This window comes from Lentzea sp. NPDC054927 (assembly GCF_053610285.1).
In genome coordinates this window covers 276,899-290,332 of the sequence record NZ_JBSGXZ010000003.1, presented here as the reverse complement: position 1 = coordinate 290,332, position 13,434 = coordinate 276,899, and the positions used below count along the sequence as shown (strand labels likewise).

At 68.9% G+C, this 13,434-nt stretch carries 12 protein-coding genes; 8 read left to right on the top strand and 4 right to left on the bottom strand.

Annotated features, from left to right (window positions below; genetic code table 11):
* Positions 1-20: 20 nt before the first annotated feature.
* Positions 21-1,301, bottom strand: coding sequence for a hypothetical protein (locus ACWGE0_RS07610; protein ID WP_452260112.1), 1,281 nt, complete (start codon positions 1,299-1,301; stop codon positions 21-23).
* A gap of 146 nt (positions 1,302-1,447) precedes the next feature.
* Between ACWGE0_RS07610 and ACWGE0_RS07605 the strand changes: the two genes are divergently transcribed.
* Genes ACWGE0_RS07605 through ACWGE0_RS07595 form a run of 3 tightly spaced genes read left to right on the top strand, consistent with a single transcriptional unit; the run spans position 1,448 to position 4,886 of the window.
* A complete protein-coding gene (locus ACWGE0_RS07605) occupies positions 1,448-2,308 on the top strand; it encodes a HalD/BesD family halogenase (RefSeq protein WP_452260111.1) in 861 nt (286 codons plus the stop codon).
* Between the two features lie 9 nt (positions 2,309-2,317).
* Complete coding sequence (locus ACWGE0_RS07600; protein WP_452260110.1) at positions 2,318-3,115, top strand: class I SAM-dependent methyltransferase; 798 nt, start codon at positions 2,318-2,320, stop codon at positions 3,113-3,115.
* A 19-nt stretch (positions 3,116-3,134) separates the two neighbouring features.
* Positions 3,135-4,886 (top strand): choline/carnitine O-acyltransferase, encoded by a 1,752-nt coding sequence (locus ACWGE0_RS07595; RefSeq protein WP_452260220.1) that lies wholly within the window; start codon positions 3,135-3,137, stop codon positions 4,884-4,886.
* Positions 4,887-4,929: 43 nt separating this feature from the next.
* Here ACWGE0_RS07595 and ACWGE0_RS07590 read toward each other — a convergent pair whose 3' ends face one another.
* The 3 genes from ACWGE0_RS07590 to ACWGE0_RS07580 all read right to left on the bottom strand — a co-directional run bounded on the left by ACWGE0_RS07590 (position 4,930) and on the right by ACWGE0_RS07580 (position 6,610).
* Positions 4,930-5,253, bottom strand: coding sequence for a hypothetical protein (locus tag ACWGE0_RS07590; RefSeq protein WP_452260109.1), 324 nt, complete (start codon positions 5,251-5,253; stop codon positions 4,930-4,932).
* Positions 5,250-5,612: a cupin domain-containing protein gene (locus ACWGE0_RS07585; protein WP_452260108.1), complete on the bottom strand. Its 363-nt coding sequence runs from the start codon at positions 5,610-5,612 to the stop codon at positions 5,250-5,252. Before ACWGE0_RS07585 ends, ACWGE0_RS07590 begins: the two co-directional genes overlap by 4 nt.
* Before the next feature lie 362 nt (positions 5,613-5,974).
* The gene (locus tag ACWGE0_RS07580; RefSeq protein ID WP_452260107.1) at positions 5,975-6,610 is read right to left on the bottom strand and encodes a response regulator; all 636 of its coding nucleotides are present in this window, start codon (positions 6,608-6,610) and stop codon (positions 5,975-5,977) included.
* A 485-nt stretch (positions 6,611-7,095) separates the two neighbouring features.
* Here ACWGE0_RS07580 and ACWGE0_RS07575 point away from each other — a divergent pair, with 485 nt between their 5' ends.
* Genes ACWGE0_RS07575 through ACWGE0_RS07555 form a run of 5 tightly spaced genes read left to right on the top strand, consistent with a single transcriptional unit; the run spans position 7,096 to position 13,424 of the window.
* Positions 7,096-8,376, top strand: coding sequence for a lysine N(6)-hydroxylase/L-ornithine N(5)-oxygenase family protein (locus ACWGE0_RS07575; RefSeq protein WP_452260106.1), 1,281 nt, complete (start codon positions 7,096-7,098; stop codon positions 8,374-8,376).
* Positions 8,376-9,896, top strand: coding sequence for a class I tRNA ligase family protein (locus tag ACWGE0_RS07570; protein WP_452260105.1), 1,521 nt, complete (start codon positions 8,376-8,378; stop codon positions 9,894-9,896). Before ACWGE0_RS07575 ends, ACWGE0_RS07570 begins: the two co-directional genes overlap by 1 nt.
* The gene (locus tag ACWGE0_RS07565; protein WP_452260104.1) at positions 9,896-10,939 is read left to right on the top strand and encodes an NAD(P)/FAD-dependent oxidoreductase; all 1,044 of its coding nucleotides are present in this window, start codon (positions 9,896-9,898) and stop codon (positions 10,937-10,939) included. Before ACWGE0_RS07570 ends, ACWGE0_RS07565 begins: the two co-directional genes overlap by 1 nt.
* Positions 10,939-12,192 (top strand): MFS transporter, encoded by a 1,254-nt coding sequence (locus ACWGE0_RS07560; RefSeq protein ID WP_452260103.1) that lies wholly within the window; start codon positions 10,939-10,941, stop codon positions 12,190-12,192. Before ACWGE0_RS07565 ends, ACWGE0_RS07560 begins: the two co-directional genes overlap by 1 nt.
* Positions 12,189-13,424, top strand: coding sequence for an ATP-grasp domain-containing protein (locus ACWGE0_RS07555; protein WP_452260102.1), 1,236 nt, complete (start codon positions 12,189-12,191; stop codon positions 13,422-13,424). The genes ACWGE0_RS07560 and ACWGE0_RS07555 overlap by 4 nt, the downstream gene beginning before the upstream one ends.
* Positions 13,425-13,434: the final 10 nt, after the last annotated feature.

Sequence of the window (13,434 nt, the reverse complement as noted above, 5' to 3'; positions counted from 1 at the left end):
AGCTTGTCTGGCCCTGCGGTTCAGCAGGCCGGGAAGAGCGCCCTGGTGCCGCCGGTCGCCTTCCGGTCGCTGAAACGGCACCCGAACCGCGGATCGTCCGTCCGCCGCACGTCGTCACCGGACGGCCGCTTGCCCCGGTCCACCCACGCGGTCAGATCGCGCCACGCGTCGCCGACCTCGGCGGGCGAGAACTCGCAGTGGTCGATCGTGCGGATGGCGCGCTGCACCAGCAGGTGGGTGCGGCCGAAGCGGGCCGCGTCGTCGCGGTAGTCCTGCTCCATCGAGAACGGCACGAACAGGTCGCCGATCCCGTGCAGCGACACGACGGGAGCGCTCGGCAGGCCCTGCACGGACGGGATCTGGGTGAGCGCCCACGTGTTGCGGGCGACGGGATTGGCGGGGCGGACGCGTTGCACTGAGGCGTTGACGTCCACCGGCGTGTTCGGGCGGTATCGGGTGGTGGTGTTCGTGGCCAGCTGCAGCGGGTTGGTGGCGAGGGTGTCGCCGGTCGGCGTGGCGACGAGGTTGAACAGGAACTCCTGCCAGTAGGCGTAGGCCGCGTCGGTGCCGGGCCGGGCGCCGCCGGACAGGGTGGCGACCAGGGCGCGGAACTGGTCGTCGCGGCCCGCCAGCGCCTGCCGGATGCGGGGGACCACGGTGGTGGCGTAGTCCGGGGGCAGGGGATAGGCGCGGATGCCGGTCAGGGTCTGCGCGACGAGGTGGTAGTTCAGGAAGTAGTCGAACAGCTCGTGGTCGCCCATCACACCGCACATCGGCAACGCGCCCGCGTAGAACCCCGGGTACTGCTCCAGCGAACGCGCGATGACGTGCCCGCCCATCGACACGCCTGCCAGGAAGACCTTCTTGGGGCGCTGCACCTTCTGGGCGAACAGCGCCGCGAGTTCCCGAGTCGTCGTCACGCCTGCGCGGACGTCGTAGCTGTTGCCGTAGTAGGACGACGCGGCCCAGGCGTAGCCCCCGTCGAGCCAGCGCTGCCGGAGCCCGTACGGCGGCGCGTCGACGGTGAGGACCTTGCCCTCGCCGCGGTAACCGTGCGCCCACATCGCGAGCCGGCCGTTCCAGCGCGGCGGCACCTCGATGATGTAGCCGGCGTGGCTGTGCACGCCCTGCACGACCTTCGTGGGTTTGCCCCCGACCAGCGCCGGGGCGAGAGGCGGATTGACGATCGTGTAGCCGGGCAACGGCTTGTCGCCGCCACCACCACCGCTGGCGGCCGCGGGGTGCGCGGCGGCGGTGAACACCAGAACGAACGACAACGCGACGCTGAGCAGTCGTCTCATGTCACCGGACGTTACTAGCGGCCCGGCCAGGACAACAGGAATCCGTTCGGCCGCACCCCGGTGGTCATCCGGTACCGCCGAATGCCTGTCGTGGACAATGTCACAAGGCACTTCGCGGCCGTCATCGGCGCCGTGACACTGGCCCGATGGAATCGGGGTTGCTCGACCAGGTCGTGAACACCACGGACTATCCGCTGACCGAACCGGACAGCGCGGCGTGGCGGGAAGTCGTCGAGCGCACCCACCACGACCTGCACACCGTCGGCTGCAGCGTCCTGCCCGATTTCATCCGGCCCGCCCTGCACGACGATCTACGGCGGGAATGCGCGCGGATCGCGCCACAGGCGTACTACGACGTCGAGACCGTGAACGCGTACAACATCGCCGTCGACACACCGCTTCCTCCGGACCACCCCGGCCGCACCACGATGGAACGCGGCAACGCCTTCGTGGCACGGGACCACATCCCGCGCGACGCGATCATCCACCAGCTCTACACCAGCGAGGTGTTCCAGCGGTTCGTCGCCGGCTGTTTCGAACTGCCGCGGCTGCACGAGCTGGCCGACTCGCTGTCCGGCCTGGTGCTCAACGTGATCCCTCCCGGCCGCGCGCACCCGTGGCACTTCGACACCAACGAGTTCACCGTCAGCATGCTGACCCAGCTGCCCGACGACGGCGGCGAGTTCCAGTACTGCCCGAACATCCGCTCGGCGGAGGAGGAGAACTTCGGCGACGTGCGGGCGGTGCTGGCCGGCGAGGGCGACCATCTCGTCCGCCGGCTCACGCTCCGCGTCGGCGATCTCCAGCTGTTCAAGGGACGCTATTCACTGCACCAGGTCAGCACCGTGCGCGGCGAACGGCAGCGGCACACCGCGATCTTCGCCTACAGTCTGCGGCCCGGGGTCGTGGGAAGCGTGGCCAGGACGCGGCAGCTGTTCGGCCGGGTGATGCCGGACCACCTCGCGGCCGAACAGGCCGGTGTGCGGGTGGACGAGCGACTGGCCTGAGGGAGACACGTGCGATTCGACGCGACCGGCAAAGTCGAGCTCGACCACATCTACACCCAGCCCGATCCGCGCGCCTACTTCTCGTCGTTGCGCGGGCTCGAGTACCAGATCCCGCAGCTGGCCAAACCGCACTTCACCGCGCTGATCGACGAGTACCGCGCGGCGCGGGGGATCGACACCCCGACGGTGCTCGACATCGGTTCGTCCTACGGGATCAACGCGGCACTGCTGCGCTGCGACCTCACGATGGACGACCTGTACGACCGGTACTGCGGCATCGACGAACGCGATCACGCCGAGGTGCTGGCCGACGACCAGGAACTCGTCCGGGAGCGCGGAAAGGCGATCCCGGCAAGGTTCGCCGGCCTCGACATCTCGGCACCGGCCCTGTCCTACGCGACGGCGGCCGGGTTCCTCGACGACGGCGTGCGCGCGGATCTCGAACGGTCCGACCCCACTCCTGACCAGGCGCGGCGGCTGCAGGACGTCGACCTGGTCATCTCGACCGGCAGCCTCGGCTACGTCGGCGCGAACACCCTCACCCGAGTCGTGGCCGCCAGCGGAGCACCCTGGATGGCGCACTTCGTGCTGAGGATGTTCCCGTTCGACGAGATCGAAGCGAGTCTCGATCAACTCGGCTACGTCACCGTGCGGCACGACCACGTGTTCAAGCAGCGCCGGTTCATCTCGCCGGAGGAGCAGTCGCGGGTGCTCGACACGCTGTCCGGCGTGGGAGTGGATCCGACCGGCCTGGAGGCCGACGGCTGGTTCTACGCTCAGCTCTACGTTTCGAAGCGGCCCACCTAAAACGACCCCTGAGGTGACAGTGAACGACGGCAAGACGTTCAGCTACGAGGACCAGCTGCCGCGGGTGCCCCTGCCCACGCTGGAGGAGAGCTGCGCGCGGTTCCTGGAGTGGTGCGCGCCGCTGCTGACCGAGTCCGAGCTGTCGGCCACCGAGACCGCGGTCGAAGGATTCCTGGCGCCGGACAGCGCGGCTCGTGGCCTGCACGCCGAACTCGAGGAGTTCAACGCCCAGGCCGGTGTGCGCAGCTGGCTCGACGAGTTCTGGCCCACCCGCTATCTCGGCCGCCGGGACCGGATCGCGCTGAACGCCAACTTCTTCTTCCTGTTCCGCGACGTCGCCGAGACCCAGGAACAACGAGCGGCGGCGCTGATCTCCGCCGCGGTCGCGTACAAGGTGCGGCTCGACGCGGAGGCCATCCCGCCGGTCGTGTTGCGGGACGTGCCGCAGTCCATGGTGCAGAACAAGTTCCTGTTCTCCGCCACCCGGATTCCGCACGCCCGGCAGGACACCGCGCGCACTTCGTTCCCGTCCACCGCCCGGCACGTCGTGGTCTTCTTCCGCGGCAACGCGTTCCGGATGGACGTCTTCGGCCAGGACGGTGTGCCGCACGACCTCGGCGACCTCACCGGCGGCCTGCAGGCGATCATGAAGGTGGACCGCGCGGAGTTCTCGGCCGGGCCCTTCACCACCAAGGCACGGGCGGAGTGGGCGAGCACTCGTGAGGCACTGCTCGTCGACAACGCCGAGGCGCTGGAGACGATCGAGACCGCGTTGTTCTGCGTGGCGCTGGAGGACTTCGCGCCCGCGGACACGCTGGCGGCCTGCGACCAGCTGCTGCACGGCGACAGCGCGAACCGGTGGTTCGACAAGGCCGTGACGTTCATCGTCTTCGCGGACGGCCGCGCGGGCATCAACGTCGAGCACTGCGAACTGGACGGCACCACGATCCTCGCGTTCACCGACGCGATGCTCAGCACGCCGACCGAGGAGCACCTGCGCGTCTCCGGTGCGACGTCGCAGGGCCTGCCCGCGACCGAGCCGATCGAGTTCGTGCTGACCGACGAGCTGCGCGAGGACTCCCTTGCGGCCGCAGCGTCGTTCGCCCAGTACGGCGCGGACACCGCGACGGTGACGCTGTCGTTCGAGGACTTCGGCAAGCAACGCGCGAAGGAACTGCGGATCTCGCCGGACGCGTTCGTGCAGATGGCGTACCAGCTCGCGCACCAGCGGTCGAAGGGCCTCCAGGGCGCCACGTACGAGTCGATCGGCACCCGGCAGTTCCAGAACGGGCGCACCGAGGCGATGCGGGTGGTGACCCCGGAAGCCGTGCGGTTCGTGTCCACAATGGAGGATCCGGCGGCCTCCCGCGCCACTCGCCGGGCGGCGTTGCGGGCAGCGGCGGACAAGCACGTCCAGCGTGCCAAGGAATGCCAGGTCGGTGCGGCCCCCGAACAGCACCTGTGGGAGCTGCAGCTGATCCAGAAGCGGCGCGGCGGCACCGAACCGCTCGCGCTGTACGACACCCCCGGCTGGACGATCATGCGCGACGACTACCTGAGCACCAGCTCGGCGCCGTCGGAACACATCCAGTACTTCGGCTTCGGTTCGACCAGCTCGAAGTGCATCGGTGTCGCCTACGTGCTGCTGCCCGACCGGTTCAACCTCTACCTGAGCACGCCCCGCCCGGTCGCGGACGAGATGCACACCTTCGCCGCCCATCTCGGCGAGGCGATCCACGAACTGCAGGACCTGCTCGCGACGGACGACTGATCGGCCGACTGATCGGCAGAGCGCCGGGCCCGCGGGTCCGGCCTCAGCCGACCTCGTCGATGTACGAGGTGCCGGCCGCGGCGTGCGGACCGTAGCGCTGCCACTCCTCGCGCAGCCGCAGGCGTCCGTCCGGCGTGAACTCGGGCGTGTTCACGGTGTGCCCGCAGATCACGTCGCCGTTCGTCAGCACCATCGTGTATCCCATGTGGAGGGTGTCGTCCGGCGCGCGCGTCCCGGCGATCGAGCCGCGGCGGACGGCGCCACCGGCGAAGTCGGCCCAGACGAGGTCGCCCTCCTGGTGGTACTCGGCGACGGTGTTCGGGTCGCTGTCGGGCTTGCGGAACCTGCGGCCGTTGTAGTCGATCACGCCAGGTACTCCTCGGCCATGACGCCGTCCCACCAGATCGCGTAGTACGAGAAGTCCTCGTCGTGCGGGTTGAGGACGTGGTGGTTCACGTCCCCCGGCATCAGCATCAGGTCGCCCGCCGCGAGCACGTGGGTGTGCTCGCCCACGACGACCTCCGCGCGTCCCGCCATCGCGATGAACAGCTCCTGCTCGCGGTGCATGTGCGTGTCGGTGCGGTCGCCGGGGCGCAGCACGCACCAGGCACCGCGGAATGGTGTGGCCAGGCCGGGCCACGGGTGCAGCAGCTTGAGGTCGAGCCCGTGCTCGCGGACGAGGTTCTCGGGCTCGCGCCTGCGGAAGTCCACGTGGTCTGTCGGCATCCCCAACTCCGATCGACGTTCGGCGACGATGCGGAGCGTAGGTTCGCGGGTTTCCCGGCCGACAGGGGACGCTTTCCCTGTCGTGTCAGGAACTCCTGCCACGGCGTGCAAGGCACCGCCTCCGGGTCTCTTGCCCCTGAGTCTCATGGAACAGCCCTCGACCCGTTGCCTCATGGCGTCTGCAAGTACCACCAACTCAAGATCATCCAGCACTTTGCCGCCACCAACTCGCCGGCCGCCGCCGCGGCCCGGTTCGTGCCGCCGGCCGGGTTCCAGGGCGGTTGGGTGTAGTTGGAGGCGATTCGATCAAGAGTTGGTGGTACTTGCAGACGCCGACAGCGCCACCCATTGGGGGCAAGCATCTAGCGGCCCAGCCCCGCGTCGCGGGCGAGGACGATCGCCTGGGCGCGGTCGGCGACGCCGAGCTTCGCGAAGATCGCGGACACCCGGTTGCTGATGGTCTTCGACGCCAGGGTGAACTCGCGCGCGATGGCGACGTTCGACCGGCCGGCGGCGATCCGGTCGAGCACCTCCCGCTCCTTTTCGGTGAGCTGCGGGAAGGGATACGGCGACCGTTCCACCACCGGGTGCATGAGCGCTCTGAAGCGGGCGGCGATGGTCTTGCCGATGAGGAACTCACCCGCCGCGACGGCCTGGATGCCGCGCACGATCTGGTCCGGATCGGCGTTCTTCAACAAATAACCTCGTGCGCCCGCGCGAATCGCCGCGATGACCGTCGCGTCGCAATCACGGGCGCTGAAGACCAGAATGCCCGTTTCGGGGCTTGCGCGCGCTATTTGTTCCATCAATAGGCTGTTTTCGGATCCAACGGTGTCCACGTCGATGACCAGCACATCGGGCCGGCACCGCGCGGTCTCCGCCACGACCTCAGAAGAAGTGGAAGCTTCACCTACTACAGATACGCCGTCCACGCGTTCGACCACGGAACGCACTCCGTGCCTGATGGCGGGCTGTGTGTCGGCGATGACCACGGTCACCGTGGCAGGTCTGTGCAGGACGGCGATGTCATTGCCGCGGCGTAGTGGTGGCATGGCCGCATGTTCTACCTGAGTCATCGGTCTCCCCCGAAAATAGCGTTCTCGTCATTCCATCGCGGTCACCTGATCTCCCCCAACGAGTCAGCACCGGCCGTAGGGTATATCGCGCTGTTGCAGTAAGTCGCGATCCGGAAAACGAGGTTTTCACTCGTTCGGCCCAACATCCGTTCCGTTGCCGTGACGACCGGAGTAGCGGTGCGGACTGCGATCGGCCTGCCCGTTTGGCGAAGCGGCCCAGCGGTGCACCGCAACGGGTGACACCCCGTGCACGTTTCCATGATCATCTTCATGAACCGATTCCGGACGTCGTTGCCCTGCAAAGGAATCGGCTTTGCCCATACGACCGGGAACAGTTCCCCTACCTGTTGGGAAGGGCCGCTACCTAGCCTCTGGAACGCCACTCGGGGACGAACAGAGGGGGACGTGTGACTGTCCAGGACGTTGGCGTACTGGCGATCGGCGCAGGGCCGGCGAACCTCGCCCTCGCGGTCGCGATCGAGGAGTCCGGTGCACGGGAGCTCGCGGGGGACACCCTCGTGCTGGAGCAGCACGAGGACGTCAAGTGGCAGCGCGGCACGCTCATGCCGTGGGCACGCAGCCAGGTCTCGTTCCTCAAGGACCTCGTGACGTTGCGCAACCCGCGCAGCCGGTTCTCGTTCCTGAGCTTCCTGTACGACCAGGGCAGGCTCGACGAGTTCGTCAACCTCGGCACGTTCCACCCGTACCGCTGGGAGATGTCCGACTACCTGCAGTGGGTCGCGTCGTCGCTGGAACGGGTTTCCGTGCGCTACAACGCTCGCGCCCAGCGGATCGAGCCCGCGCGCGGTGTGGACGGCGTGATCACCGGCTGGACCGTGACGCTCGCGAACGGCGACGTCATCCGATGCCGCGACCTGGTCGTCGGCGGTGGCCGCGACCCGCACGTGCCCGAGGTGTTCGCCGGTCTGCCCGCCGAGAAGGTCCTGCACAGCTCGCAGTACCTCAACCGGATCGGCGAGGTGCCGAAGGACCGGCCACTGCACGCCGTCGTGGTGGGTGGCGCGCAGAGTGCGGCCGAGATCTTCTACGCGTTGCACTCCGACCTGCCGGAGAGCCAGGTCACGATGGTGGTGCGGTCGATCGGCCCGCAGAACTACCAGACCAGCAAGTTCATCAACGAGGCGTTCTTCCCGTCCTATGTGGACGAGTTCTACGACACGCCGCCCGAGGTCCGCGCGCAGATCCTCGACGAGATGCGGTTCGCGAACTACGCGGGCCTCGCGCCGCCGTTCCTCGACGAGCTCTACACGATGCTGTACCAGCAGAAGATGCTGGGGCCACAGCGTTCCAGCATCCGGTCGATGACCGAGGTCGCCGGCGCGCGGCAGGACGGCGACGAGATCGTGCTGGACCTGCACGACCGCAAGACCGGCAAGATCGACCCGGTGCGCTGCGACCTCGTGGTGCTGGGCACCGGCTACGACCAGCGGATGCCCGCGATGGCGCGTGATCTCGCCACGCAGCTCGATCTCGACGACATCGCCGTCAGTCGCCAGTACCGCGTCGACATCGGTGGCGCGGCGTGGGGCGCGCTGTACCTGCAGGGCGTGAACGAGAAGACGCACGGCATGTCCGACACGTTGATCAGCGTGCTCGCGCACCGGTCGCAGGACATCGTCAACGACCTGCTCGCCCGCCGCGGCGCCGCCGAGCTGAGGAGCGCCTGATGAGCAAGCTCCTGGTGATCGCACCCGGCCCGACGGCGAACGGCGACCTGCACCTGGGCCACCTCGCCGGACCGTTCCTCGCCGCCGACATCTGCGCGCGGTACGCCCGTGCCGCCGGGTGCGACGTGCTGTTCGGCACCGGCATCCACTCGACGCAGAACTACATCGTCACCACCGCGCGCCGTCTCGGCGTCCGGCCAGAGGACCTGCGCGAGAAGTCGGCGGAGGCGGTCGAGACGTCGCTCGCGGCGATGGGCATCGAACCGGACGGGTTCGTGCGGTTCGACGAGCGGTACGTCAAGACGGTCGTCACTTTCTTCGATCGCTTGCACAGCGCCGGAAAGCTGCGGCTGCGCGCGGTGAAGTTCCCGTACTCGCCGCGCACCGGCGAGTTCCTCACCGACGCGTACGTGCGCGGCGGCTGCCCGGTGTGCCTGACGGCCGGCTGCGCCGGGTTGTGCGAGGGCTGCGGCCACTGGATCGCCTCCGGTGAGCTCGTCGACCCGCAGTCCACGCTGCACCCGGACGACCCGGTCGAGCTGCGCGAGGAGAAGGTGCTGGTCCTGCCGGTCGAGGAGTACCGGGCGGGACTGGAGGAGTTCTTCGCGCGGCACGCGCCGACGTTGCGGCCGAGGCTGGCGCGGATGATCGAGGAGATGCTGGCGCGGCCGTTGCCGGACTACCCGGTCACGCTGCCGATCTCTTGGGGCATCCCCGCGCCGTTCCCCGAGGTCGACGGCCAGGTGATCTACTCGGACACCGAGACGATCACCTGGAGCATCCACGCGTCCGCGCTCGCGGCCCAGAGCCGCGGCGAGGTGCTGGAGAGCGACGACGAGCTGTGGTTCGGCGACACCGAGGTCGTCTACTTCTTCGGCTCCGACGCGGGTTTCGCGTTCGCCGTCGCCGGTGTCGCGATGCTGCTGGCCCTCGGGCAGTACGTGCTGCCGGAACAGTTCGTCACCAACGAGTTCTACGAGCTGGAGAACGACAAGTTCTCCACCAGCCGCGGGCACCTCGTCACCGGCCAGGAGCTGCTGGACGAGGGCGTCCCGCGCGACCTCGTCCGGTTCTACCTCGCCTCGACCAGCCCGGAGTTCCAGCGGACGAACTTCACCCGCGCCGCGATGGCGGACGTGACGTCGTCGCGCCTGGTCGCGCCGTGGAACCGGATCGCGGCCAAGGTCAACGCGCTGACACCGGCCCCGCTGCCGGTCTCGGAACGGTCCCGCGTCGCCGCGCGGTTGATCACGGAACGCTTCGCCGGCGCCTACGACATCCGGCGGTTCAGCATCACGGCGGCGGCGTTCACGCTCACCGAGCAGCTCGCCCGCCTGGACGCCTTCGCAGTCACGGCGGAGAACGCGGGCGACTTCTGCCACGAGGTCGACGTGTTCCTGCGTTGCGCCGCGCCGATCCTGACCGACCTCGCCGCGAAGGTGTTGCCGGACACCACGATCCCGGCGACGTTCGACACCCGTGAGGTCACGCCCCGACGACTGCCGCACCTCCCAGAGTGATGGCCAGGGTCGTCATCGTGGGGGCGGGCGTCACGGGCCTCGTCACGGCGGTGGAGTGCGCGCTCGCCGGGCACCAGGTGACGGTGCTCGACCGCAACAGCATCCCCAGTTCGGTGTCCACGTCGTTCGATCAGCACCGCGCGCTGCGGACACTCGTCCCGGACGACGTGGACGCCACCCTCGGCCGGCTCGCCGCACACCGGCGGTGGCTGGAGCTGGAGTCGTTGCTGGACACCAGGTTCTACCGCCGGGTCGGCATCGTCACGGCCTGGCCGCGCGCCCAGGCGGCGGTGATGGCCGAGCAGGCGGCGGCGTGCGGGCTGCCCGTCGAGACGCTCGAGCAGGAGAAGCTGCCGCACCTCGTGTTCGCCGACGACTCCGTCGGCGTGCTGGAGGCCGACGCCGGGGTGTTGCTCGCGGCACGCGTGCTGGTCGCAGCCGTGCGCTGGCTGATCGAGCACCCACTGGTGTCGTTGCGGCCCAACAGCCGGGTCGTCGCCGTCGACACCGGCCGCGTCGAGGTCGAGGGCGGCGGCGCGATCCGGGCGGACCTGGTGCTGATAGCAGAAGGTCCCTGGACCGCCGAACTGGTCGACGTTCCGGTGCGGCTGCACCGCCAGACGATGGTGTATCTCCGGCCGCCGGAGCCGCTCATGCAGTGGTGGGAGAACGCACCTGGTGCCGGACGCCTCGGCGACGACGGCCGGGCGTGGCTGCTGCCACCCGGTGACGGCACCCTGCTGAAGATCAGCTCGGACGCGGTGTGCCGCGAGGTGGAGTCCGTCGGCAGCCGCGAACCCGACCACGACTGGGTCGACCGTCTGCTCTCCGCGTCGATCGTGTCCGATGTGGACAGATACACCGTGGTAGCGGTGAAGCACTGCCACTACGCCACCGACGCCGTCACGGGCGGCGCGCTGCTGACCGAGGTGGCTCCGGCCGTCTGGGCACGCGCGGCCTGCGGCGGCAGCGGGTTCGGTTCGGCGCCACTGGTCGCCGGACGCATCGTCGATGCGCTTCACGCCCTTGAGGAGGCAGCCTGATGACAGAGAAAACCGGGGTGGACAGCGGGGTTTTCGCCACGTTGCGGGCGACACCCACCCCCGTCCGCTATCTCCTCGGGGGCGTGCTGATCAACCAGCTCGGCGCCTTCGTCCAGACGTTCATCCTGCTGTACCTGACCTTCCGCGGCGACTCGATCGGCATCGCCGGTCTGTGTCTCGCCGCGTACAGCGTCGGGTCGATCTTCGGCACGCTGCTCGGCGGCGAGCTCACGCACCGGCTCGGCCCGCGCACCACGATCACCCTGGCCATGCTGGCCTCCGCGCCGCTGGTGGCGTCGATCCCGCTGGTGGCCGAGATCCCGGTGGTGCTGTTCCTGGTCGTCGGTCTCGCGGGACTGGTGACGCAGGCGTACCGGCCGGCCGCGGCGGTGCTGCTCAGCGACCTGATGCCGGAAGAGCACCAGGTGATGGGCTTCTCGATGATGCGCATCGCGCTGAACACCGGCGCCGCGCTCGCCCCGCTCATCGCCGCCGGGCTGATCCTCGTCGACTGGGACCTGCTCTTCTACCTCGACGGCGCCACGGCACTGCTCTACGGCCTGCTGGCGTACGCGCTGCTGCCCCGCGTCAAGGCACCGGAAGAGCACGAAGAGAAGTCCACCGTGGACTCTCGCACCGCGTACTCGACGATGGCGCGCGACCCCAAGTACCTCGCCTACCTGGCCGCGGTGTTCCTCGGCACGATCGCGTACGCGCAGTCCGTCACGGCGCTGCCGCTGGAGATCGTCGCGGACAAGTACCCGACCAGCCTCTACAGCGCGGTGCTCACGATCTCGTCGCTGGTGCTCATCACCTGCGAACTGAAGATCACGACGTACATCGTCAAGATCCCGGCGCACGTCGCCGTGCTCGCCGGGCACATGGTGAACTCGCTCGGCTTCGCCCTTTACGCCTTCGCCGTGCACTCCGGGATGTTCGTGATCCTCGGCGCGGTGTTCGCGGTGAGCGGCCTGATGATCGCCGGACCGACCATGTTCGCGCACCCGGCGAAGTTCCCGGCGGCGTACAAGTCCCGGTACATGGGCACGATGCAGGCGGTCATCGGGCTCGCCTCCGCGATCGGTCCGCTGTTCGGCGTGTTCACGTTCAACTCGCTCGGCGGCGCGTTCTGGATCGTCATCGCGCTGGTCAACGGTGTTGCCGGCCTTCTCGCGGTCTACGGCGTCCGGGAAGCGATCAAGCCCGTGGCCAGCACCGAGAGCGAGACCGAGCCGGTGGGAGGCAAGGCGTGAAGCCCGTCATCGTCGTCGGGTTCGTCGGCGTGACGATCGGCCTGGTTGCCGAGTTCCAGCCGGACGACTCGCTGATCTACGTCGAGGAACCGGACGTGGTGCGCAAGCGGCACGTGCGCGAGCAGATCGAGGGCGTCGGGTTCGTCCGCGGGCTGATCGAGTGGGAGTACCTCACACCGGGCAAGGCGGACGAGTTCTTCCACGCCCACCGCGACCTCGATCCGGCGGCGATCATCCCGGCGATCGAGTACGCGACGCCGTTCGCCGCCCGGCTGGCCGAACGCTACGGCCTGCCCGGTGCGACGCTCGGGGCGGCGCAGATCATGCGGGACAAGGCGTTGCTGCGCCAGGTCACCGCGGCCGCCGGCATCCGCAACCCGGCCAGCGCCGGGGTCACGAGCCCCGCGGACGTCCTGGCGTTCATGCGGGGCAGGGCGATCGTGCTCAAGCCGTCGAACCGGCAGGCGTCCGTGGGCACGCAGGTGATCCACGACCTGGACGACATCGAGCAGGCCTGGGCGCACTGCACGCGGCAGGACGAGGGCATCTTCGTCCCGGACCGGCCGATGGAGCTCTCGATGCTCGCCGAGGAGTTCGTCGAGGGTGAGGAGTTCAGCGTCGAGATGCTGGTGCGGGACGGGAAGTCGTTGTTCGCCAACGTCACCGGCAAGCAGCTCGTCCCCGGCCCGCGCCCGGTCGAGCTCGCGCACATCGTGCCCGCGGACATCCCGGCCGAGCTGGACGACCTGCTCAAGGCCGAGACCGCGCGGGTGATCGACGCGACCGGGTTCCGCGACGGCATCGTGCACTGCGAGTGGATCGTCGCGGACGGCGTGCCGCACCTGGTCGAGTGTGCGGGAAGGCTGGCCGGCGACGGCATTCTGGACGTCGTCCAGCTCGCCTACCCGGTCGACCTGCTGCGCGCCTACTACGCCGTGCTCAAGGGCGAGGACCCGCCGGGCGATCTGCCGAAGCGCGCGAAATCCGGTGCTGCCGTGCGGTTCCTGACGATCGAACCCGGCGTCGTCGAGAGCGTCGAGGGCGTGGACGAGGCACGGCAGCTGGACGGCGTGCACCTGCTCCAGGTGACGGTCGCGCCGGGAGAAAAGTTCGAGGGCCTGCGCAGCTCGTGGGACCGCGCGGGCATTGTCATGGCCACCGGCGACACGGCGGCAGAAGCGTTGCGCCGCGCGGAAACTGCCGCAGCGACCGTGCACATCCAAGTCAGGTAACAGTTTTTCC